The sequence below is a fragment of the Roseibium sediminicola genome (genome assembly GCF_023156505.1).
Classification (GTDB): Bacteria; Pseudomonadota; Alphaproteobacteria; order Rhizobiales; family Stappiaceae; genus Roseibium; species Roseibium sediminicola.
Genome location: NZ_JALNMJ010000021.1, coordinates 68,438 through 88,373, shown reverse-complemented (window position 1 = coordinate 88,373; position 19,936 = coordinate 68,438). Strand labels below are relative to the sequence as shown.

The window sequence follows — 19,936 nt, the reverse complement described above, 5'->3', positions numbered from 1 at the left end:
ACAAACGAAGAGCGCCGTTCATGCCGGACACCATGACTTTCCAGACCAAATGCCACGCGTGTCCGCTTCGAAAGAAACAGGCGTTCCGTCCGTTCGAGGACAAGGAACTGAACTTCGTTGCGAAGTTCAAGACCGGCGAGCTCAAGGTCGAGGCCGGATCGACCATCGTCCTGGAAGAAAACAAGACGCCGCATCTCTACACCATCCTGGAAGGCTGGGCCTTCCGGCACAAATCGTTGCCGGACGGCCGCCGCCATGTGCTGAATTTTGCCCTGCCCGGCGATCTGGTCGGCCTGCAGCTTGCGATCCTGAATGAAATGCAGCACACGGTCACCGCGCTGACCGACACAACGCTTTGCGTCTTTCAGCGAGACAAGGTCTGGACGGTGTTCAAGGATTATCCGGCGCTCGCCTATTCCATGACCTGGATGGCCTCGCGCGAGGAACAGATGCTCGACGGGCACTTGTTGAGCCTCGGTCAGCGCAGCGCGCTGGAACGGCTCGCCTATCTGTTTCTGCATCTACATGACCGGGCCGAGGCCGTCGGTTATGCCAGCAACCACACATTCGACGCCCCGTTCACCCAGACCCATCTGGCCGAAGCGCTCGGCATCACGCCGGTCCATACCAGCCGGACCGTGAAGAAGCTGCAGCAGCAAAACCTGATCAACTGGAAAAAGGACCGGCTGCAGATCCTGAACCGGGAAAAGCTGGAAGCGATCGCCGCCTATGAACGCGACGACACAACCCGGCGGCCGCTTATCTGACGCGCTGGAGCATTATCCGATCAGCTTCTGGATCTGGTCCTTGGTATAGGGCTTGCTGAGGATCGCGTGATTGCGGAACATTTCGGGCATTTCCGCCATGTCGCTGTAGCCGCTGGCAAAGACGAATCTGGTGCCCCGGTCCAGAAGCATTTCGGCGAATTTGAGACTTGTGTCGTCGCCCATCTTCACGTCCAGGATCACGAAATTGTAGATCTCTCTGGCAATGGTCTCGATGCCTTCCGCGAGGCTGGTCAGCACCTTGACCGGAGCAAAGCCCAGATCCTCAAGCATGGTCTGGGTGTCCAGCGCAATGATCGGATTGTCTTCAACGATCAGCGCCGCGCCGAGTTGCCGCCGTTCGGAACTGTCAATTGAAAAGGGCATGAAAGGGCTCACTGACGCTCTGGCACGGGACCACAATCTTAAAGGGTCTGCGGATCTGCGCATTAACATAGGTTATGCCCTATCTCATATTTTCGTAGTGGGTCCAATAGCTTCCGCCGATTGGGTTACTATCGTTCCGTACCTCTCAAAAACGGCCAAACCATGATTTCGCGATTTGGCGGGGCTTGAGCGCAAACAGATTTCACCAGAGTTACTCAGCGCCGCGGCGGTTTTCGGCAAGAAAATGCAACCTTTTCTTAAGATATGCGTTTACGGGGCGGAGGTAACAAGATGATTACTTTTCACAAGCGTGTACTTGTCGCAGGGGCTCCTGCGATCATCGGCACGATCTGCCTGGCAACGGCTCTTGGAGCGGCGGAAACGTTGACCGAGGACGCCGAGGCCGTGGCACCGCAAAAGCCTGAGGTGACCGATGGTGTGGACACCGGCTCGTCCGGCAAGGGTGACCTGAAAATGGACCTTGCCGACACCCATAGCCGTCCGATGCGCTGTGTGTCGGGAAACAGCACCACCACTTGCACCGGGTGGCCCATCGCGGCCGGCATACTTGCCTATAAGAACTGATCGACAGACCCAAAAAATCGCCCGAAAGGGCGATTTTTTTGCATGGCGTTAGACAACTGCCTTCACCGTCACTCAGGGCCCGGCAGTTCGGTCCGCAGCTCGATGAGCGAGACGGCAACCAGCAGCAACGGCACCGCCACGAAGCCGCCGACAGGCCCCCAGAGCCAGATCCAGAAGGCAATGGTCAGGAACACCACAAAGGGATTGAGCGTCATGGTGCGCCCGAGAACCATCGGGGTCACGAACTGGGCCTCGATGAGGTTGAGGCCGAGATAAACCAGCGGCGGGGTCAATATGGCCGGGATCGTGTTGCCGGTCGCAAGACCGACGCCGGCCATGACCACGGTCATCAGGGCCGGACCGACATAGACAACATAATTCAGCATGCCCGCCAGCATGCCCCAGAGCAGCGCGGACGGCACATCCAGCAGCCACAGCGCAAACGCCACAGCACCTCCCAGAGCAAGGTTGATGAAGGTGATCGACAACAGGTAAGCCGACAACCGTTCCTCAATCGTCCGGAATGCCGCGGAAATGTACCGCCGGTTTTCCCGGACTTCGGTCAGTTCCAGCGCGGAGCGGCGCAGATAGGGCCGCGTCAGGATGAAAAAATAGAGGCTCGCCAGGAACAGTATGACCTGCGCCACGAAGGCGGGTGCAAAATAGAACACGCTCTCGACAGCTGACGTATCGTCGACGCTGACCTTCACCTGGCTCGCACTACCGGTCATGTTGCGCAGTTCTTCCTGGAGACTGCTGAGCGAGGTGAAAAAGCCCTGCCAGCTGATCAGTTGGGCCTGCAGCCGCGCCCAGATCAGAGGCAGCTTGTCGAGCCAGTCGGACAAGGGCACGACAAAGGCGGCCCCCGCGGTGAAGATCAGCAGGATGAAGAGAAGCACCATGGATGCGGCGGAGATCCAGGAAGCAACACCAATCCGCGCCAGCCGGTCGGCGGCGGGGCCGAACAGCGATCCAACCACGACCGACAGGCATACGGGTGCAAAAATCACCTGCCCGATATCGAGCGCGGCCGTCACGGCGATGGCCGCGAGCACATATAGGGCCGCGCGGGCAAGCGGCTCGTCCAAAAATCCGCTGCCCTGCACCGGATCGGGCACGGCATTGCCCCTGGTCGTCGCGTCAGCCCGTGCTGTCATTGAAATTTGCTCCAAAACCTCGATCCTGCCATTGGCGGATCAGACATCTTCCTCGCCGCCCTGGCTTCGGGCTGCCAGAAAGGCGAGACCGCCGATCGCGGCCAGTGCCAGCAGGCTCTTCGATCCTGTCAGCTGCGGCAGGATGGAAATCGCGGCGGCGGCAGCCAGGTTTTGCCCCGCGCGCCGGCGCGCGTTCCGCCTCTTGTCGCGCAGCTTGAGCAAGCTGAGAACGGCCAGCACGACAAGACCGATCACCGCCATGGCGGCGGCGATCAGCAAAGCAGACAGGGCCGGACCGTAAATCGGCGCAAGGAACGCCCCGGCGGCAATCAACCCGGCCACATAGGCGGTTGCGAAACAGATCCCGGAAACCACCATCAGCGCAGTGTTGCGCTTTGCGCGGCGGTAGATGCCGCGCATGTCGCGCGACACCGCGGAAACGGCCAGCGGGACGGCACGCATCATCATCAGCGGCGCACCAGAGTGGCCACCAGAAAACCGATACCTGCCGCGATCCCGAGCGACTGCAGGGGATGGCGACGAATTTCGTTCGTCAGGGCGCGTTCATAGCCCTGCAGCTCGGCGGTCAGGTCATTCAGTGCGTCCTGGGACTTCCGGCTGAGCTCTTCGCCCGCCGACGTCGCCCGTGACTTATATTCGCCGGTCTTGCCAGCGCCGTATTTCTTCAGGGATCCGGCAAGAGCCGCAATGTCGCTGCGGATGCGCTCGATGTCGTCCTCGATCTCGCGGGCCGAGACGGCATCGTCGGACGGTTTGGCGGTGGATGAGGTCGCGGTCTTGGCAGTTGCCATCATAACGCTCCAGTTGTTCGGATGGGGAATGGCCCGGGAAACCGAGCCATGTTTCTGTTCGCCGGCCGAGATGAGACGACCGGTCGGACCCGCGTTTCGCGCGGCTCGGACGGTAAACTTCCCCGCGCTCGATTGGTTCCAAGATTTTTTGCGCAGACCCGAAACGGGCCCTTTGACAGGTCGCAGCCGCCTTCCTCGGAACCAAACGCGCTCACGAAACTTTACATAACGTAATAGCGGATCACGACATCTCGCCGATGGACGCAAGCGGCAGCTGGCCAATTGAGCTGATAGTGCCGCTTTCCAGACGGCGACCAGACCTGATCTGCGAAAGAGACCGGAACCAAAGGAGCATTTTCATGTCCAGCGTTTTGACCATTGAAACCCCCAAGGTCGATCAGGTGCGCACCGGCGTGTCCGACCAGGCGCGGGAGCAATTGGCCGGGCACCTGTCGGTTCTGCTGGCGGAAACCTACCTGCTGACCATCAAGTCCCATCTTTACCACTGGAACGTGGTGGGACCGCTGTTCAAGCCCATTCACGACCTGACCGAAGCTCATTACGAAAACCTGTTCGCGGCAACGGACGATCTCGCCGAGCGCATCCGCGCACTCGGCCACCGCGCCCCTGTCAATGTCGAGGATGGCAAGTTGACCCTGACCGTCACCCTGCCGGCCGGCGGCATGCCGGACGCCCACGACATGATCAAGGACCTTGTCCAGTGCCACGAGATCCTGTCTGCGGAGATGCGCTATGTTGCGCGTTATGCCGGTGAGAACGGGGACATCGTCACCGAGGACCTGCTGACCGCGCGGATCACCTTCCACGAAAAGGCCGCCTGGATGCTGCGGGCCCTGATCACGGACTGAGGTGATTGCGTTCACCGGTCACCGGCCGCGAACCGCGGCCGGGCGCCGCTTCGGCTTCCGATTCATCAAGACCAGCACTGCAGAACGATGATTAGCGTACCACAAAGATTTGCGGGCTTTCGGTCAGCGTCGAGCGTCCTGGCCGACAAGGGGCTGTCGCGCACCCAAAAGCGTGCGGCACTCCTGTCCTGGCGCGAAGCGTTGAACCGGCAACCCACGACTGCTGCAACGGAAAACACGGTCCGGACCAGAATGCTCCGGGAGATTGACCAGGCATTGGCAACCCTGGATGCAGATCCAGGTGCACAGGACGAAAGGAAGTTGTCCCCCCGCCGGCATGCAAATGCCGGCGGCTGATGCGGAAACCCGGTTTCCCGGTTCAGCCTGACAGGTGCCTGGAAGGAAACTCGATCACACAGCGGACACCTTCGGGAAGGAACTCGATGGTGACCTCTCCGTCCAGCGACGGCCCCACCAGGCGTTCAAGCAGCATGCGGCCGAACCCGTTGCGTTCCGGCGGCACCACTTCCGGCCCGCCGGTCTCTGTCCAGGTCAGCCGGATGTTTTCCCCGACCTGTTCCCAGCACACGGTCAACTTGCCGTCGATCACCGACAGCGCGCCGTATTTGGCGGCGTTGGTCGTCAATTCATGCAGCGCGAGACCCAGGTTCTGGGCCGCATCCGCCGTAATCGACCGCGTGTCGCCTCGGACCTCGATCTGGGAACTGCCCGGGTCGATGGACTGCCCCAGATGGGTCAGGACAAGTTCCCGCAGATCCGCGCCGTACCAGGATTGCGACACAAGCAGATCATGGCTCGCGGCCATTGCCTGAAGGCGCGCGGAAAAGCTTTCCACGAAATCTTCCGTATTGTCCGATCGTGCCGCGGTCTGCCGCGCCATCGCCTGAATGACCGCAAGCAGGTTTTTCGAGCGGTGGGTCAGCTCGCGCATCACCAGATGCATCTGCCGTTCGTTTTCGCGTTTGTGGGTCAGGTCGACCGCGGTCCCGATGACCCCGGTCACCCGGCCTTCCCGGTCAATCGCCGGATCAAGCCGGACGTTGTAATTCTTCTGCGTGCCGTCCATGTCGACATCGACCTCAAGAACCGTGCTTTCGCCCGTTTCGATCAGCTTCTGCTTCGCCGGGATCAGCTTCAACTGGTCTTCTTCCGAAAACAGCTCCCGGTCGGTCTTGCCGACAAAGTGTTCCGCGCTCAATCCCGGCGGAGGATTGATCACGTGCAGATAGGTCAGGTTCCGGTCCTGCTCAAACACGGTGATCAGGGACCCGGCGAGAGCCTTTTCGAAACGCTTGTTCGCTTCCGCCAGCTGCGTTGCCATGGAGGCGAGCCGGATTTCGTAGAGGTTCTTCTCCGTCATGTCGACGGCGGTGCACAGGACGCCGTCGGTCTTGCCGTTCAGATCGGTCGTCCGATGGACGATCAGGTCCAGAAACACCGTTCCCGTCTCGTCATTTTCCAATGCGATATAGGTGGAAGCGGATTCACCTGTCTCCATCACCCGGCGTTTCAGAGTGACCACCTCTTCGGCGGTCTCGCTGTCGAGCACGTCCCGGTCACTCTTGCCGATGACTTCACCCGGTTCGAACCCGAACCTTGGATTGTGGATCCAGGTGTAGCGCAGGTCCCTGTCCTGGGAGAACACTGAGATGTTGGATCCTGTCAGCGCGGTTTCGAACCTGTCGGTGATCCGGTTGAGCTCGCTCTGGCTCCTGCCGACCTCGCTGTTCAGCTGCATGTTCTCCACCTTGAGCAGGTCATTGGCCCGCTCCAGATCCTGCAGCGACGGGATGGCCAGCAATTTGGGCAGCAACTGCCAGGCAACCACCGCCGTCATGATCGAAATGACCGCCGTCATCGCCTTGACCAAGCCCTGCGCCCCGTAGGCGGGCCACCACAATGTCATGAGCGCACTCAAATGAGTGACGGCACAGGCCAGGATGAAGGCGATGAACAGGTAGCCGATCTTGCGGCTGTTCCCCTTGATGTCCGGCCGCCTGCGCAGGAAGGTCAGCATGGCGGCGGGAATGGCGATATAGGCCAGCGCGATCACCCCGTCCGAGATCGCGTGCATGGCCACCAGGTCCGGCCGCCACAACAGGCAATAGCCATGCGGCATGAAGGAGGCCGCGCCAAACAGGTAGTGCAACAGGTCAGTCATGCGGTGCCGGCTCCATTCTCCGGATGTCTGAAAAAGAGGTCCCTCGCACCGGGCACATCACCGGGAAGGTTCCTGCCACGGACGGACATGTTGATCGGAATTCGTTGCCTTACCCTGGAACTTTCCGCCCGCCCCGCCGTTTTCCCCATGTCTGACAACAAAGGAGTATTGGACAGATGAATTGGGACCAAATCGCAGGCAACTGGAAGGAATTCAAAGGCAAGGCGGTTGCCCAGTGGGGCAAGCTGACCGGTGATGAAATCGACCGCGTTGACGGCCGCCGCACGGAATTGGCCGGCCTGATCCAGCAGAAATACGGCAAGACCCGCGAAGAAGCGGAGAAGGAAATCGATGCCTGGATGGCACGTCATTGAAGACAGGAGGCGGGTGATCCCCGCCTTCCCTTCGCCCCGATGATCGGATGCGTTACGCATCTTTAGCCCGCGCACCACAAGTGCCGGCTTGAAAGCCCCATCCATGCCACACGCCCCACAGAACGGCCGCCTCAGGCGGCGACCGCGTCGGACCCTTTGAAGAACAGAGCCTGGCTAATGCCGGCCTTGACCGTATTGGGATTGAACGGCTTGGTGATCAGGAAGGTCGGCTCGGGTCGTTCTCCTGTCAACAGACGCTCCGGAAACGACGTGATGAAAATCACCGGCACGGACATTTCCGCCAGGATTTCCTTGACCGCGTCGATACCCGATGACCCGTCGGCCAGCTGGATGTCGGCCAGCACGAGACCAGGAGGATTGGCTTTTGCCGCAACAATTGCGTCGGACGCCGTGCGGGCCACCGTTGTCACATCATGGCCGAGCGACTCAACAATATGTGTCAGGTCCATCGAGATCAGCGGCTCGTCCTCGATGATCAGGACGTCGGTCTTGGTCTGACGGTCGATCTCGTCAATCGCATCCTTGATCAGCTGACTAACATCATCTTCGCTTTTCTGAATGATGCGGGCAGTCTCGGAAATTGAAAACCCTTCAAGGGTCGACAGCAGCAGCGTCTGCCGGCTCTCCGGCGCCATCGACGCCAGCCGCTGCTGGGCGGTCTGTTCAAAAATCGAAGCCGTCCCGTCATCCGCGGCCGGCGGGATGACCGTGGCGTTCCAAAGCACGTGGAACAGCCGGTAAAGCCCGATTTTTACACCGTCGTCAGTATCGATGATCGACTGGTCGGCGACCAGCGCCTGCAGGCAGGCCCGGACATAAGCGTCCCCGCTTTTCTGGGTCCCGGACAAAGCCCGGGCGTAGCGGCGCAGATAGGGCAGAAGGGGGGCAACTTCCTTGGAAAGGCTCATGGACATTCAAAACTTCCTCAATCTGTCTGCCCTAGCCGCAAAGTTTCGCGGTTGGAGCGGGCGCGTAGGAGGGAAATGCACTTGGCAAAAAAAAGTTCCATACTGCCGGAACTTTTTTTTCGCCGCCGCGTTTACGCCACAAATCCCGGACCGTGTCCTAAACCAGAATTTCAGGAATTCGCAATGGCAAGCAAGACATTACCCAACCGGCCCGCCCCCGATTTCGGCATTATCAGGCCGGCCGCAGGAGCGAAGAGCAAAGAAGACTGGATCGGCAGCCAGCTGAAGCAGGTCTATGACGAAGCTTTGTCGGAAGACATTCCCGATGACATGCTTGAGCTGCTTTCCGCGCTGGATGACAAGGAAGTTTCGGAACAGGACGCTGACGAGGAGGCCGCGGAATGAGCGGCGCACAGTTCAAGAAGGAGCTCGTTGAGGCCATTCCGCGCCTGCGAGCCTTCGCCCGTTCGATCAGCGGCGACAGGGACCGCGCCGATGACCTCGTCCAGGAGACCCTTGCCAAGGCGATCGCCAACAAGGACAAGTTCACCGAAGGCACCAACCTGATCGCCTGGCTGATCACCATCCTGCGCAACCAGTATTATTCCGTCGGCCGCAAGATGCAGCGCGAGGTGGCCGATCCTGACGGCGAACATGCCGCGACGCTGGAGAGCCAGCCCCAACAGGCCGGACATCTCGAACTCAAGGACTTCCTAAGTGCCCTCCAGGTGTTGCCGGACGACCAGCGCGAAGCCCTGATCCTGATCGGCGCCAGCGGTTTTTCCTATGAGGAAGCCGCGGAGATCCTCGGCGTCAAGATCGGCACGGTCAAAAGCCGCGTGTCCCGGGCCCGCCTGCGTCTGGAAGAACTGATGAGCGGTCAGGAGTCGTTTGAACGGTCCGAGGTCGCGGTCGCGGAATCGGCCGCGCTTATCCAGGACGCGCTCTCCGTTTGAGTGTATTCCACGCCCTTCCTGCGCCGGCTCATCCCACTTTGGGGATGTGCCGGCACCAGGCCTTTTTCAGACATTGTAGCGACATGCTCTAACCGGCGGGAAATGGAATGCCACTTGCTTATCAGGACGGTGTTCGGGAACAAGCACTTTACAGGCTGATCAAGGGGTTCCTGTTCATCCCTGTCTGCATTGCGCTTTTCGGCGCTGCGCTGGCGATCCTGGCGCTTTCTGTCGACGATCTGAAACTGCTGACACCACTCTTCGAGGCGCTCGGCTACGAGTCCATCAGCGTCGAAGGGGCCCGGTCCGTTCTTTCGACGATCGCCGGCGCCATGATGTCGGTGATCAGCTTGGTCTATTCCCTGACCCTGGTGGTGTTCACACTCGCTGCCGGCAACATCTCGCCCCGGCTGCTGGAAACCTTTGCCAGCAACCGCACCACACAGATCACCATCGGCTTGCTGGGAGCGACCTTCCTCTATGCGCTCTTTGTCCTGTTCGTGGTCGATGACGGGCGCGAGGTCCGGGTCTCGGTCGGCTTCTCAGTCGTGCTGGCAGCGATCAGCTTTTTCTGGCTGGTCTATTTCGTTAACGACGTCGCTGGGCGGATCCGGGTCGATGCGGAAATCGGCCGTATCCAATCTTCGCTGCGTCACTCCATCGATATCCTGCTGGCGAGCGAACCCCGCGAAAAACCGAATGACCGGGACGAGATACCCGACCTGCCGACAACATCCGTGACGGCGAAGAGAAGCGGCTATGTCACCCTGATCGACAGCGATCGCCTCGCCGGTTTCGCGCGAAGCTGCGAGGGCTTTGTCGAAGTGCTGGTCCTGCCTGGCACTTTCGTGATCGAGGGCATGCCGATTGCCGAGGTCAGAACCGCGGACGATAAACCGGATCTAAAAGACCTCCCTCAAGCCTTCCGGATCGGCAAGGCACGCGCGCCTGAGGGCGATATCCAGTTTTCCGTCCATCTTATGGTCGAAATTGCTCTCAGGGCACTCTCCCCCGGCATCAACGATTCCTACACGGCGATCAGCGCGATCGATCACCTGTCCGCGAGTTTCGCAAGGATCCTGCAGCGCGGTGCCCCCTCCGCGCTGCTATGCGACGACGACGGCACGCCACGGGTCTGGCTGAACCTTCTCGAAGTCAATGACATCGTCTCCGGCGCGCTGCGCCCGCTCAGGCAATCCGCCAGGGCAAATGTGCTGGTGCTGGATCACCTGATCCAGGCCATCGGCAAGATGGCGCATGTGTGCAGGCAGGAACATCTTCCCCTGCTCAAACGTCAATTGCTGGACATTGCCATGGATGCAAGCCAGGCGCTCGCAAGCAAACCGGACCGGGCCCAGATCGCACAGCAGCTTTGGTCCGCCCACCGGATCTTTCTGAAAAGAACGCACTAGGGTCAGGACCCATTAATTTGAGTGAAATGGTAGGGATGAATTTGTTCGGATACGAGGCGCAAAGCTGCAGGAAACCGTCCGGTTTCCCAAGATTTGCAACGACGTTGCCGGGCAAATTCACCCTATCCCGGAGGGACGCAAAAACGGCTTTGATTTGCTGCATCAAACCGCTCAACCGGGCAGGAAGCCCGCTTTTCGCACTTTTCCTTGCAACTCGTTGCCGTTTGTTGCGCCATTTCGATCAAATTAATGAGTCCTGACCCTAAAAAAGGGGCGCTCAAGGCGCCCCTTTTTAGTCAGCTCAGGATAATCAGACCCTTCGGCCCCGAATGGCGTGCATAACCGCCGAAATCAGGAACAGGGCGATTGCCACGAAGAAGATCAGCTTGGCGATCGAAACCGCGGTTCCGGCAATACCGCCGAAACCCAGAACGGCCGCCACCAATGCAACGACCAGAAAAAGAATTGCCCAGGAAAGCATCGTTACCTCCAAGATTGACATCACGAACAATAAACGCCCGCGTGTTTTTTTGGTTCCGAAGTTTTCTCAAAATTTCCACCAAACCATCTTTCAGAAAAACCCTCTGAACGACGGAACCAGGTTGCGAGTCAGGCCGTTTGCAAGGCAGTTCCCACTCGGAGGTTCATCATGGAATATGGAATTTTAGGTTTGCTGGTGCTGATCCTGGACGTGGTTGCCGTGATCAAGATCCTCGGCAGCGGCGCTTCCACTGGAGCCAAGGCCCTTTGGGTTCTCGGCATCCTGATCTTCCCGCTGATCGGTTTCATCGTCTGGCTCCTCGCCGGACCGCGCAGTTCAGGCCGGCTTGCATAATACTTATTAAATACGCGCCTCTGGCGCGTATTTTTTATGGAACCAACTGCAATTTTATTTGTTTACATATTGCATCCAATAAACTCGAATAAAAATTCGAAAGGATAACAATTATGCTACGTCATTTCCTTACAACAACTGCTATCGTTGCTATGGTTTCGAGCACCGCAATTGCCGGCAATACGGCCGCCACAGGGACCGCTACACAGGCTGAAACCGGTGCTTCCGACGGCGTCTATGAGTTCGAATTCCACACTCTGGCACCGAGCGCAACGACCGGATTTCTGGCTTCCAACATGATCGGCAAAGCCGTGATGACCGGTGAAGCGGACGATGCCGAGGAAATCGGCGACATCAATGATGTCATCATCGGCCGCGACGGTCAGGTCCGCGCCGTTATTGTCGGCGTCGGCGGTTTTCTCGGCATAGGTGAGAAGGAAGTCGCAGTCGACATGAACCGTCTGACATTCGTGACGGAAAGCGACGACCAATTCACCATCGTAAGCGATGCCTCCCGGGCGGAACTCGAACAGGCCGCGTCCTTCGAACGCCCGGACTACATTCCGGACTGGATGAGCACCGAAACGGTTCGCGAGGAGATGAACGAAATTTCCAAGCGCGCCGAAGAGACTTATGAAACCGTGCAGACGGAAGCCGTCGATCCGGTGAAGAAGCGCATCGAAGACACCGTCGCCAGCGACTGGACCGCGGAAAAGACCGAAGTCAACACCCGCACGATTTCGACCGAGGCCCTGATCGACGCCGCCGTCTACACGGGTGAGGGTGTCGATATTGGTGAGATCTCGCAGATCCTGCTCGGCAAGGAAGGCAAGGCCCAGGCGGTTGTCATCTACGTCGGTGGTTTCCTTGGCTTCGGTGAAAAGCCGGTCGCCGTGTCCTATGACAGTCTGCGGATCTACGAGACCACAAACGGCGCCCTGCTGGTGACGGCTCCCTTCAGCAAGGAACAACTCGAAGAGGCGGCACCTTTCGAACCGGCTGCCTACAAGGAAAGTCCGGAGAGCTTGACCCTCAAGGGATGAGCCAATCCGGTAGACAAAAAAGACGGGCCGCAAACTGCGGTCCGTTTTTTGTGCCTTCTCGACAGATTAAAGGCGCTGCGTCACAGCGGAACAGTCAAACCGGCCCAGATTGCACCGCCAGCGAGGCTGAGGCCAAGCAGTGTCACCACACCATCCCGTGTCAGCAACCCCAGGGACAGGAGCATAATGGCGCCGCCCGGAAGGGCAACGGCGAAGGGAAACAGCGTCAGCGGATACACCAGCACCGCAAGCACCATGCAGAGACCTGCGATGGCCCGGGCCATCGCACCGCCGGCGAGGAAGGCCAGCCTTCGCCCCAGATACCGGTCAGCCCAGGCGGCCTTGGGCCGCAGCCAGTCAATGATCTTCTGCACCTTGTCTTCCGGTATGCCGCGCCGGACAAGAACGTCCGGCAGCCACAGGGACGAAGCCCCGGCCAGCACTTGTACCGAGACCAGCACGATCACCGTGGTCAGGACAATCGGCACTCCGGGAATGGCGCCGATTGGCGACACCATCACCAGAGCCGGGAGAAACAGCATCGGGCCGGCTGCCCGGCTGCCTGCCGCGCGCATGAGAGAGCCGACATTGGACGGCCCCTCCTGCACCTCCTCGCCCCAGGCTGTCAGGACGTCTTCAATGGTTGGACTGTGCGTTTCAGGCATGATCGGTCTCTTTTGGCCCTATTGGTTAGCCGGAAAAGGAAAAGGGCCGGCAAAGCCGACCCTGTTCCATTCTTATGCGGATATCGTTAGCTGACAGAGCGAAGGGTCAGGCTGGTCACGCCGAGCGTGAAGTTGGTGCCCGTCTGGCTTTCCAGGCTGACCGGGTTCAGCGCGATCGACTTGTCGAAACCGCCGATCAGGGCATTGGCCTTCAGGCCCGCCCCCAGGCTTGCGCCGGCGGTGACACCGCCATACTTGCCTTCAAGTGCACCTGTTTCCATATCGGCAGCCGGGGCAATAACGCCCCAGACAAGCGTGGCATCGCTGGTGGTGCCGATGTCCAGACCGAAGTCGGAAACGGTGCCGGTGTAATAGGCGGCCTTGCCACCATTGGCCGGGTCATAGGTGCAGTTCAAAGTCGCCTTGGAGCCCACAACGAAATTCGTTTCCTCTTCCACGGCGCAGGTCAGCGTACCGACCTTGATGCCGGCCCCCTTGTCTTCCGCCATTGCATTGGCGGCGACCAGGGTTGCACCAGAAAGCGCGAGGGCAAGTGTGGCGAAGCGTTTCATCGAAATCTCCTTGTGTTTTCTGCAGACCGAGCACGGTCCGGCAGCCAGACCTTTGTTCGGCCCCCGACTGTCCGACAGTGTCGGTGTCGAGATGTCCGGCAAACGGCCGGGGCGCCGGAGAGTTCCGAAAATTTTTCGGATTGAGGATGATGAAACACCGGCTTGAACAACCAGCCAGGCAGAAACCTGATCCGCGTGCCGGGGGAGCAGGTCCCCGCAACGCCCGTCTTCCCATGTGTCTTCGAGGCACAGTTCGGCCGACCAGGTTTCTCCCTGCCAACTCTCTTTGGTGTCGGGCTCAATAATGTGGTAAGCGCGGTCAAAACAACATCGGGAATGCACCAGTGAGCGAACTGACCGTAGCGGACGCGACGAACCGCGTTTACGACTCCCTCCAGGCGGACAATGAAGACATTGACCTGCACATCGCGGCTCTCAAGGCGGCGTTGAAGAACGAAGGCTTGAAAGAGGCCGTCCTGGATCCGACAAAGCTTGTCCAGAACAACCGGTCCGGCCGCAAGCTGCTCCAAGCCTACTTTCGCCAGCGCGGCGTGAAGGTCACCTTCGCGTCTACCTGACGCGAAGCCGCCGGGCCTTCAACGGCCAGCCTGTCACGAAGGTCTCTGGCCGCGCAAAATCCTGACCGGGCCAGAAACCACCGACGAAGCCGCCTTCACTTTTTTCACAAGGCGGCCGTCGGCTTTTTCGTCGGAACACCTTCAGCCGTCACTCGAAGACCGCGCGGCTCTTTTCCTGTTTTTTAAGCTGCACCTTTTCGGCGCGGCGAGCACCGCTGACGAACATGTAGCGTTTCAGGACCCAGGAAATCGCAAACATGAAGATCATCAGCGGCACCAAGAAGGTCAACAGCGGGCCAACGCCGTTCGCAAGTTCACCCTCGGACACGAGAGCCCAGATGAACAAGCCGCCAAGAACCACGGAAATGGCGATTTCCACGAGCGTCATCTGAAAGGAGGCGCTCCAGGCGAAACCGGCGTCAGGAACGACCTCGTAAGTCTTGTAAAATCTTTGCCCCGCGTCCGTTGCAGCCCCCATCACCGAAACAATCTGATTCACAGTTCCGCTCAGGCTGACGCCCGTGAAATACTCAAGCGCAAGACTGACGATGCCCATTGCGATCATGTATCCAGTGAAAACCAACGCAAATCTAATCAATCCAACGCTTTTCTGCACAACAGCCCCCGGCCTTCTCAAACGCACCTCAATCCGCCTGGGCACAACCGCCCCAAGCGCACAATCGCGAGCTGGTTTCCTGAATTCAGCAATCCCGGAGCCCGCAGAAAGACCTATAGGTCTGAAATCTTAAGTTGCAGTTTCGATGACCGGCATCCTGCGGGAGACCCAATACCGGACTGGGTTTCCCAGGGAAACCCAGTCCGGGCCTGTCAAAGCGCGGCCAGGTCCCGCAGCATCAAGGCGATGCCGGGGAAATAGACCAGCAGGACCGACATCAGGAACAGGATCACGAAGAACGGCAGCGTCCCTTGATCACTTCCCAATACGGCCTGTTGAAGATGGCGGTTTGGAGCGTCTTGGTAAAGTTGCCCAGGGCATCGTTCTTGTCATCTTCGGAAACGAACTTCCCGGCCCGCTCAGGCGGGCCCCTCTGAGATGATGACAAGGGGGATGAAGTCCTTGCCGGCTGGTATGTCGGGGATCTGGGTGCACAGGGCGCCGAACCCGGCGGCGCCTGACGGCGTGGTGGCGATGCCGAGGCCGGTCATGGCTTCGGCTGCAGCCGCGCCATCTTCTTCGCTGAGTGTCCGGTAGCTCACGTTGCAGCGCTCGAGCACGCGCCAGGCAACGATCGAGGGCTCCTTGCAATCCAGGCGGCCCATGTTCGAGTCCGGCCCGTCGGCCCGGGTCGGCCGGCCGGCTTGATGGCTTGCCTGGAGGCAGGCCGCCGCCTCGGGTTCAACAATGACGAGTTCGGGTTGAACGGCCCAGTTCAGCCGGATCATATGCGCCATTGCGGCGGCTAGACCGCCGACACCCGCCTGGAGATAAACATGCGTCGGCCAGTGATTGGACGCCTCGAAGGCGGCACGCAGCTCCTCGGCAATGACGCAATAGCCTTCCATCACCCATTTCGGGATTTCGGTGTAACCGGGCCAGGTGCCGTCGGCCAACAGAATTGCCCCAGTGCGATCCGCATCGGCTTTTGCCGCCTCTACGCTTTCGTCATAGACGTCCCCGGACCACACGACCTCCGCACCCAAGGCGCGCAGACGCTCCGCGAAATTCTGCGGGACGGTCCTCGCCAGATGGATGCGCGACCTGGCACCCGCGCTCCGGGCGCCTGCGGCAACGCCGAGGCCGTGATTACCGGCACTGGCGCAGACGAAGGTCCGGGTCGCTGAAAGAGCCCGCACGTCCGCATCCTTGAGGCGCGCAGAGGTCAGGATCTCTCCGGTCCTGGCAAACCATGCGTCGCTCAGCAGCCGGAACACCGCGTAAGGTGCGCCAAGTGCCTTGAACGCTCCGAGCCCCATGCGTGAGGTTTCATCCTTGGCCCAGAAGCAATGTCCGCCCGGCGCCAGCAAGGGCCGCAGAGGTGAGACCGCGTAGGTTTCCTGCGCCTCGAAGAAAGCCTGGGCGCGCTGGAAATCCGGTGCAAAATCGAGCAAATCTGTATGTTTCATGCCATTTGATATAGCATTTCAACATGATTTGATTTTTTCATAATCACGGATAAACTCGACCAAATTTACCGAACCGAGCCAAAGATTCGAGAATTCACATCATGGATGACAATTTGGACGATGCGGATCGCACGATCCTGCGACTAATGCAAAAAGATCGCCGGATCGGGCTTGAAACAATGGCCGAGGAATGCGGTTTGTCCGTTCCCTCGGTCCAGCGCAGGCTGAAGCGGTTAAAGGAAACAGGCATCATCCAGCAGGAGGTCGCCATTCTGGACGCAGCCCGGCTGGATTTCAAAATGACCCTGATCGTGCTGGTCGAACTGGAGCGCGAAAGCCTTCAGCAGCTGGACATGTTCCGCAAGCTCGCGCGGGCCGAGCCTCAGGTGCAGCAATGCTATTACGTGACCGGGGACGCGGATTTCATTCTGATCTGCACGGCGCGCGACATGCAGGATTTTGAAGAATTGACGCACAGGCTTTTTTTCGAGAACTCCAATGTCCGGCGCTTTCGCACATCCGTGACCATGGAGCGGACAAAGGTCGGGCTCAGCCTGCCGATTTGAGTGGAAAGACTTAGGGTCAGGACTCATTCATTTGATCGAAATGGCGCAACAAACGGCAACGAGTTGCAAGGAAAAGCGCGAAAAGCGGGCTTCCTGCCCGGTTAAGCGGTTTGACGCAGCAAATCAAAGCCGTTTTTGCGTCCCTCCGGGATAGGGTGAATTTGCCCGGCAACGTCGTTGCAAATCTTTGGAAACCGGACGGTTTCCTGCAGCTTTGCGCCTCGTATCCGAACAAATTCATCCCTACCATTTCACCCAAATGAATGGGTCCTGACCCTACAACACGTCCAGGGACACTTTGACCCTGTCCATCACGATCGCTGTCTTGAAGCGGCTGATGTTGGACTCGTCAAAGAAATGGTCCTGCGTGAACTGCTCGTATTCCTTGATGTCGCGGACGGTGAGGATCAGCGTGAAGTCCGCTTCCCCCGTTGTGTAGTAACACTGCTGGACGCAGGGCGCGTTGCGCATCTTGCGCTTGAACGCGTCCAGGTGACTGCGGCTTTCGCGTTCGAGGATGACATCGACGATAATCGTCATGTCGCGCTGAAGCTTGGCGGGCGACAGGACGGCAATGTCCCTTTCGATCACGCCGCTTTCGCGCAGCCGCTTCAAACGCTTTTGCACCGCCGGCGGCGACAGGCCGACATCCTGGCTGATCGCATCGGCGGTCAGGCGGGCATCGCGCTGTACCAGGCGCAAGATTTCCAGATCCTTGTCGTCCATTTTCCGAAATTAGTCGCGAGTTGTTCCTTGTTCAATTTTTTTCATCGCACTTCAGTTAGAAAGTTACTCCTGACCGCCAGCGGGACGGTGTAGATAGAAGAGGAAGAAACGGGAGGCGGACTCATGGAAACGTTTGAACAGCGTTTGACAGAGCGGCGGCGCGATTTTCACCGCAACCCTGAACTCGGATTTCAGGAAAACAGGACGAAGCGCGAGATTGCCCGCCAGCTGGAAGCGCTCGGACTGGAGGTCCATGTGGGCGCGGGTGTCGTCGGCCTTCTGCGCAATGGCCGCGGCAATCGCGCCATCGCCTTGCGCGCGGACATGGACGCGCTTCCGATCACCGAGACCTCCGCGCACGGTTATGTGTCCAAGACACCGGGTGTCATGCATGCCTGCGGCCACGATGGCCACATGACCATGCTCCTGGGTGCGGCGGAACGGCTCGCCGAAACCCCCGATTTCGACGGCACGGTCGTTTTCCTGTTCCAGCCCAACGAGGAACATGGTCTGGGCGCTCAGGCCATGATCGACGAAGGCGTGCTGACGCGGTTCCCGGTCGAAGAGATTTACGCGATCCATAACCTGCCGGGAGCACCCGTCGGTCAGGTCTCCACACGATCCGGCATCATCTGCAACAGCGAAACCCTGTTCGAGATTAGGGTCCAGGGCCGCGGCGGCCATGCTTCCATGCCGCAGGCCGGCGTGGATGCGATCACCGTGGCCTCGGAGCTTGTCCTTGCCCTTCAGACGATCGTCGCTCGAAAGCTCCCCCCCGCCGCCGGCGCCGTCGTCTCCGTCACCGAGATTCTGACGGACGGCCAGCGCAACGTCCTGCCCGGACAAGCCACCCTGAAAGGCGACTACCGGGCCCGGTCGCCGGAAGACCGGCGCGCCATTGAAACGTTCATGCGCCAGATCGCCGATGGCGTTGCCGCCGCCCATGGCGTGTCCGTGACTGTGAACTGCGCGACGGAATTCATCGAAACGATCAACGCACAGGCCCCGACAGAGGCGGTCTACCGTGCCGGAACAGCAGCTGGTTGCGAGACCGTCAGGGAGCGCCCGCCGATGAGTTTTTCAGAAGACTTTGCCCATTTCAGTGCGGCCGTTCCCGGATGTTTCCTGCTGATGGGCAACGGTGAGACCGGTGCCAACAGCCAACCGCTGCATGCGTCCGACTATGATTTCAACGATGCCCTGCTGCCTATCGGCGCAAGGTTCTGGGAAGAGCTGGTGCGTGACCGGCTCCCCTCGCGTGAGGGCGAACAATGACCGGGTTTCCAGAGCGCGGTTTTCCCGAGGCGGAGTTCGCGGCTCGCACCGAGCGGGCACAGGCGCGAATGGCGGCATCCGGTCTGGCGGGCCTGTTGCTGATGAGCGAGGCAGAGGTCCGCTATTTCAGCGGTTTTCACACGCTCTTCTGGCAAAGCCCGACCCGGCCCTGGTTTCTGTTTCTTCCGCTTTCCGGAAAGCCGATTGCCGTCATTCCGGAAATCGGTGCGGAACTGATGCGTGGAACCTGGCTGGACGATATCCGCACCTGGAGTGCCCCCTGCCCCGACGACGACGGCCTCAGCCTGCTGGAAGACCTGCTTGCGCCTCTGGCCGAAGCCGGAAAGCCCATTGGCGTGATGAAAGGCCACGAGACCTCGCTGCGCATGCCGCTCGGCGATTACGAGCGGCTGATGGCAAGACTGCCGAACCTTGCCATTGTCGACGCGACCGGGCTGGTTCGGGGCCTGCGTATGATCAAGTCCGAACGGGAAATCGAAAAGATCGCGCATATCTGCGCCATCGGCTCGCGCACCTTTGCGAAAGTTCCCGAGCTGGCACACGAGGGCCTGCCCCTGGAGGAGCTGTTTCGCGCTTTCCGCCGCGAAGGCCTTGCCGAAGGCGCGGACGATGTTCCCTATCTTGTCGGCGGCGCGGACCGGGGCGGTTACCGCGATGTGATTTCTCCGCCGTCGCGCCGGCCGCTGGCCCGTGGCGACGTGCTGATGCTGGACACCGGCGCTGTCTGGGATGGCTATTATTGCGATTTTGACCGCAACTTTGCCATCGGGTCGGCCGACGATGCCAGCCGCCGCGCCTATGACGTCCTCTGGCGCGCGACCGAGGCAGGGATAGAGGCGGCACGGGTGGGAACCACCTGCCGGCAACTGTTTCGGACCATGCAGGCCGTGATTGCGGAACTGGACAACCAGGGCGGCGATATCGGCCGGCTCGGGCACGGACTTGGCATGCAGCTCACGGAATGGCCGTCGCATGCCGCCTTCGACGAGACCGTCATTGAAGAAAACATGGTTCTGACTCTGGAACCGTCCCTGAGCTATGGCGACGGCCGCCTGATGGTCCACGAAGAGAACATTGTTGTGCGGAAGGACGGCGCCGAATTGCTGTCGGAGCGCGCGGAACGCGCCCTTCCCGTCATCTGAG

General features: G+C 59.8%; 25 protein-coding genes. 13 read left to right on the top strand and 12 right to left on the bottom strand.

All coding sequences use genetic code 11. From position 1 onward, the window contains the following. Window positions 1–20: 20 nt before the first annotated feature. Window positions 21–767: a Crp/Fnr family transcriptional regulator gene (locus tag M0H32_RS23340; protein WP_248158086.1), complete on the top strand. Its 747-nt coding sequence runs from the start codon at window positions 21–23 to the stop codon at window positions 765–767. A gap of 12 nt (window positions 768–779) precedes the next feature. Here M0H32_RS23340 and M0H32_RS23335 read toward each other — a convergent pair whose 3' ends face one another. Continuing rightward, window positions 780–1,151, bottom strand: a complete 372-nt coding sequence (locus M0H32_RS23335; protein ID WP_248158084.1) for a response regulator — start codon at window positions 1,149–1,151, stop codon at window positions 780–782. Window positions 1,152–1,442: 291 nt separating this feature from the next. Here M0H32_RS23335 and M0H32_RS23330 point away from each other — a divergent pair, with 291 nt between their 5' ends. After that, window positions 1,443–1,736, top strand: coding sequence for a hypothetical protein (locus tag M0H32_RS23330; RefSeq protein ID WP_248158083.1), 294 nt, complete (start codon window positions 1,443–1,445; stop codon window positions 1,734–1,736). A gap of 68 nt (window positions 1,737–1,804) precedes the next feature. On the opposite strand, the gene M0H32_RS23325 is transcribed toward M0H32_RS23330, so the two are convergent. From M0H32_RS23325 to M0H32_RS23315, 3 genes are read right to left on the bottom strand one after another with little or no spacing between them, the layout of a single operon-like run. Then, window positions 1,805–2,893 carry an AI-2E family transporter gene (locus M0H32_RS23325; RefSeq protein WP_248158082.1) on the bottom strand — a complete coding sequence of 363 codons (1,089 nt, stop codon included), beginning with the start codon at window positions 2,891–2,893 and terminating at the stop codon, window positions 1,805–1,807. 39 nt (window positions 2,894–2,932) lie between these two features. Continuing rightward, window positions 2,933–3,361 (bottom strand): hypothetical protein, encoded by a 429-nt coding sequence (locus M0H32_RS23320; RefSeq protein WP_248158081.1) that lies wholly within the window; start codon window positions 3,359–3,361, stop codon window positions 2,933–2,935. Continuing rightward, window positions 3,361–3,705: an ElaB/YgaM/YqjD family protein gene (locus tag M0H32_RS23315; RefSeq protein ID WP_248158080.1), complete on the bottom strand. Its 345-nt coding sequence runs from the start codon at window positions 3,703–3,705 to the stop codon at window positions 3,361–3,363. Before M0H32_RS23315 ends, M0H32_RS23320 begins: the two co-directional genes overlap by 1 nt. Before the next feature lie 359 nt (window positions 3,706–4,064). On the opposite strand from M0H32_RS23315, the gene M0H32_RS23310 reads away from it, so the two are divergent. Further along, a complete protein-coding gene (locus tag M0H32_RS23310; RefSeq protein ID WP_248158078.1) occupies window positions 4,065–4,574 on the top strand; it encodes a Dps family protein in 510 nt (169 codons plus the stop codon). 379 nt (window positions 4,575–4,953) lie between these two features. Here M0H32_RS23310 and M0H32_RS23305 read toward each other — a convergent pair whose 3' ends face one another. Next, on the bottom strand, window positions 4,954–6,756 hold the full coding sequence (locus tag M0H32_RS23305; protein ID WP_248158077.1) for a sensor histidine kinase: 1,803 nt from the start codon (window positions 6,754–6,756) through the stop codon (window positions 4,954–4,956). A gap of 176 nt (window positions 6,757–6,932) precedes the next feature. Here M0H32_RS23305 and M0H32_RS23300 point away from each other — a divergent pair, with 176 nt between their 5' ends. Further along, window positions 6,933–7,130, top strand: a complete 198-nt coding sequence (locus M0H32_RS23300) for a CsbD family protein (RefSeq protein ID WP_248158076.1) — start codon at window positions 6,933–6,935, stop codon at window positions 7,128–7,130. 131 nt (window positions 7,131–7,261) lie between these two features. Here the strand turns inward: M0H32_RS23300 and M0H32_RS23295 are convergent, their stop codons facing one another. Then, window positions 7,262–8,059 carry a response regulator gene (locus tag M0H32_RS23295; protein WP_248158103.1) on the bottom strand — a complete coding sequence of 266 codons (798 nt, stop codon included), beginning with the start codon at window positions 8,057–8,059 and terminating at the stop codon, window positions 7,262–7,264. Between the two features lie 81 nt (window positions 8,060–8,140). Between M0H32_RS23295 and M0H32_RS23290 the strand changes: the two genes are divergently transcribed. The 3 genes from M0H32_RS23290 (at window position 8,141) to M0H32_RS23280 (ending at window position 10,427) form a co-directional block, all read left to right on the top strand. Then, entirely contained in the window at window positions 8,141–8,464 is a 324-nt protein-coding gene (locus M0H32_RS23290) for a NepR family anti-sigma factor (protein WP_248158074.1), read from the top strand. Then, window positions 8,461–9,015, top strand: a complete 555-nt coding sequence (locus tag M0H32_RS23285; RefSeq protein ID WP_248158073.1) for a sigma-70 family RNA polymerase sigma factor — start codon at window positions 8,461–8,463, stop codon at window positions 9,013–9,015. Before M0H32_RS23290 ends, M0H32_RS23285 begins: the two co-directional genes overlap by 4 nt. A 107-nt stretch (window positions 9,016–9,122) precedes the next feature. Next, on the top strand, window positions 9,123–10,427 hold the full coding sequence (locus M0H32_RS23280; RefSeq protein WP_248158072.1) for a DUF2254 domain-containing protein: 1,305 nt from the start codon (window positions 9,123–9,125) through the stop codon (window positions 10,425–10,427). A 310-nt stretch (window positions 10,428–10,737) separates the two neighbouring features. Here M0H32_RS23280 and M0H32_RS23275 read toward each other — a convergent pair whose 3' ends face one another. Continuing rightward, complete coding sequence (locus tag M0H32_RS23275; protein ID WP_248158071.1) at window positions 10,738–10,908, bottom strand: DUF1328 domain-containing protein; 171 nt, start codon at window positions 10,906–10,908, stop codon at window positions 10,738–10,740. Window positions 10,909–11,076: 168 nt separating this feature from the next. Here M0H32_RS23275 and M0H32_RS23270 point away from each other — a divergent pair, with 168 nt between their 5' ends. After that, window positions 11,077–11,262 carry a PLD nuclease N-terminal domain-containing protein gene (locus M0H32_RS23270; RefSeq protein ID WP_248158070.1) on the top strand — a complete coding sequence of 62 codons (186 nt, stop codon included), beginning with the start codon at window positions 11,077–11,079 and terminating at the stop codon, window positions 11,260–11,262. Window positions 11,263–11,375: 113 nt separating this feature from the next. Beyond that, a complete protein-coding gene (locus M0H32_RS23265; protein WP_248158069.1) occupies window positions 11,376–12,305 on the top strand; it encodes a PRC-barrel domain-containing protein in 930 nt (309 codons plus the stop codon). An 80-nt stretch (window positions 12,306–12,385) separates the two neighbouring features. On the opposite strand, the gene M0H32_RS23260 is transcribed toward M0H32_RS23265, so the two are convergent. Together M0H32_RS23260 and M0H32_RS23255 are read right to left on the bottom strand one after the other, a co-directional pair. Continuing rightward, entirely contained in the window at window positions 12,386–12,970 is a 585-nt protein-coding gene (locus tag M0H32_RS23260; protein WP_248158068.1) for an exopolysaccharide biosynthesis protein, read from the bottom strand. Window positions 12,971–13,056: 86 nt separating this feature from the next. After that, the gene (locus tag M0H32_RS23255; protein WP_248158066.1) at window positions 13,057–13,542 is read right to left on the bottom strand and encodes a DUF992 domain-containing protein; all 486 of its coding nucleotides are present in this window, start codon (window positions 13,540–13,542) and stop codon (window positions 13,057–13,059) included. A 344-nt stretch (window positions 13,543–13,886) separates the two neighbouring features. On the opposite strand from M0H32_RS23255, the gene M0H32_RS23250 reads away from it, so the two are divergent. Then, the gene (locus tag M0H32_RS23250) at window positions 13,887–14,120 is read left to right on the top strand and encodes a hypothetical protein (RefSeq protein ID WP_248158064.1); all 234 of its coding nucleotides are present in this window, start codon (window positions 13,887–13,889) and stop codon (window positions 14,118–14,120) included. Between the two features lie 148 nt (window positions 14,121–14,268). On the opposite strand, the gene M0H32_RS23245 is transcribed toward M0H32_RS23250, so the two are convergent. Both M0H32_RS23245 and M0H32_RS23240 read right to left on the bottom strand, forming a co-directional pair. Then, window positions 14,269–14,736 (bottom strand): ABZJ_00895 family protein, encoded by a 468-nt coding sequence (locus M0H32_RS23245; protein ID WP_248158062.1) that lies wholly within the window; start codon window positions 14,734–14,736, stop codon window positions 14,269–14,271. Window positions 14,737–15,155: 419 nt separating this feature from the next. Further along, window positions 15,156–16,205 carry a pyridoxal-phosphate dependent enzyme gene (locus M0H32_RS23240; protein ID WP_248158060.1) on the bottom strand — a complete coding sequence of 350 codons (1,050 nt, stop codon included), beginning with the start codon at window positions 16,203–16,205 and terminating at the stop codon, window positions 15,156–15,158. Window positions 16,206–16,306: 101 nt separating this feature from the next. On the opposite strand from M0H32_RS23240, the gene M0H32_RS23235 reads away from it, so the two are divergent. Continuing rightward, a complete protein-coding gene (locus M0H32_RS23235) occupies window positions 16,307–16,771 on the top strand; it encodes an Lrp/AsnC family transcriptional regulator (RefSeq protein WP_248158058.1) in 465 nt (154 codons plus the stop codon). Window positions 16,772–17,047: 276 nt separating this feature from the next. On the opposite strand, the gene M0H32_RS23230 is transcribed toward M0H32_RS23235, so the two are convergent. Further along, window positions 17,048–17,497: an Lrp/AsnC family transcriptional regulator gene (locus M0H32_RS23230; protein WP_248158056.1), complete on the bottom strand. Its 450-nt coding sequence runs from the start codon at window positions 17,495–17,497 to the stop codon at window positions 17,048–17,050. Window positions 17,498–17,620: 123 nt separating this feature from the next. Here M0H32_RS23230 and M0H32_RS23225 point away from each other — a divergent pair, with 123 nt between their 5' ends. Next, a complete protein-coding gene (locus M0H32_RS23225) occupies window positions 17,621–18,772 on the top strand; it encodes an amidohydrolase (RefSeq protein ID WP_248158054.1) in 1,152 nt (383 codons plus the stop codon). Beyond that, complete coding sequence (locus tag M0H32_RS23220) at window positions 18,769–19,935, top strand: M24 family metallopeptidase (protein ID WP_248158052.1); 1,167 nt, start codon at window positions 18,769–18,771, stop codon at window positions 19,933–19,935. The genes M0H32_RS23225 and M0H32_RS23220 overlap by 4 nt, the downstream gene beginning before the upstream one ends. Window position 19,936 lies beyond the last annotated feature (1 nt).

Bases quoted from the DNA above. Each gene is read 5' to 3' on its own strand.
- M0H32_RS23340 (WP_248158086.1), top strand. From the start codon at position 21: ATGCCGGACACCATGACTTTCCAGACCAAATGCCACGCGTGTCCGCTT.
- M0H32_RS23335 (WP_248158084.1), bottom strand. From the start codon at position 1,151: ATGCCCTTTTCAATTGACAGTTCCGAACGGCGGCAACTCGGCGCGGCG.
- M0H32_RS23330 (WP_248158083.1), top strand. From the start codon at position 1,443: ATGATTACTTTTCACAAGCGTGTACTTGTCGCAGGGGCTCCTGCGATC.
- M0H32_RS23325 (WP_248158082.1), bottom strand. From the start codon at position 2,893: ATGACAGCACGGGCTGACGCGACGACCAGGGGCAATGCCGTGCCCGAT.
- M0H32_RS23320 (WP_248158081.1), bottom strand. From the start codon at position 3,361: ATGATGATGCGTGCCGTCCCGCTGGCCGTTTCCGCGGTGTCGCGCGAC.
- M0H32_RS23315 (WP_248158080.1), bottom strand. From the start codon at position 3,705: ATGGCAACTGCCAAGACCGCGACCTCATCCACCGCCAAACCGTCCGAC.
- M0H32_RS23310 (WP_248158078.1), top strand. From the start codon at position 4,065: ATGTCCAGCGTTTTGACCATTGAAACCCCCAAGGTCGATCAGGTGCGC.
- M0H32_RS23305 (WP_248158077.1), bottom strand. From the start codon at position 6,756: ATGACTGACCTGTTGCACTACCTGTTTGGCGCGGCCTCCTTCATGCCG.
- M0H32_RS23300 (WP_248158076.1), top strand. From the start codon at position 6,933: ATGAATTGGGACCAAATCGCAGGCAACTGGAAGGAATTCAAAGGCAAG.
- M0H32_RS23295 (WP_248158103.1), bottom strand. From the start codon at position 8,059: ATGAGCCTTTCCAAGGAAGTTGCCCCCCTTCTGCCCTATCTGCGCCGC.
- M0H32_RS23285 (WP_248158073.1), top strand. From the start codon at position 8,461: ATGAGCGGCGCACAGTTCAAGAAGGAGCTCGTTGAGGCCATTCCGCGC.
- M0H32_RS23280 (WP_248158072.1), top strand. From the start codon at position 9,123: ATGCCACTTGCTTATCAGGACGGTGTTCGGGAACAAGCACTTTACAGG.
- M0H32_RS23275 (WP_248158071.1), bottom strand. From the start codon at position 10,908: ATGCTTTCCTGGGCAATTCTTTTTCTGGTCGTTGCATTGGTGGCGGCC.
- M0H32_RS23270 (WP_248158070.1), top strand. From the start codon at position 11,077: ATGGAATATGGAATTTTAGGTTTGCTGGTGCTGATCCTGGACGTGGTT.
- M0H32_RS23265 (WP_248158069.1), top strand. From the start codon at position 11,376: ATGCTACGTCATTTCCTTACAACAACTGCTATCGTTGCTATGGTTTCG.
- M0H32_RS23260 (WP_248158068.1), bottom strand. From the start codon at position 12,970: ATGCCTGAAACGCACAGTCCAACCATTGAAGACGTCCTGACAGCCTGG.
- M0H32_RS23255 (WP_248158066.1), bottom strand. From the start codon at position 13,542: ATGAAACGCTTCGCCACACTTGCCCTCGCGCTTTCTGGTGCAACCCTG.
- M0H32_RS23240 (WP_248158060.1), bottom strand. From the start codon at position 16,205: ATGAAACATACAGATTTGCTCGATTTTGCACCGGATTTCCAGCGCGCC.
- M0H32_RS23235 (WP_248158058.1), top strand. From the start codon at position 16,307: ATGGATGACAATTTGGACGATGCGGATCGCACGATCCTGCGACTAATG.
- M0H32_RS23230 (WP_248158056.1), bottom strand. From the start codon at position 17,497: ATGGACGACAAGGATCTGGAAATCTTGCGCCTGGTACAGCGCGATGCC.
- M0H32_RS23225 (WP_248158054.1), top strand. From the start codon at position 17,621: ATGGAAACGTTTGAACAGCGTTTGACAGAGCGGCGGCGCGATTTTCAC.
- M0H32_RS23220 (WP_248158052.1), top strand. From the start codon at position 18,769: ATGACCGGGTTTCCAGAGCGCGGTTTTCCCGAGGCGGAGTTCGCGGCT.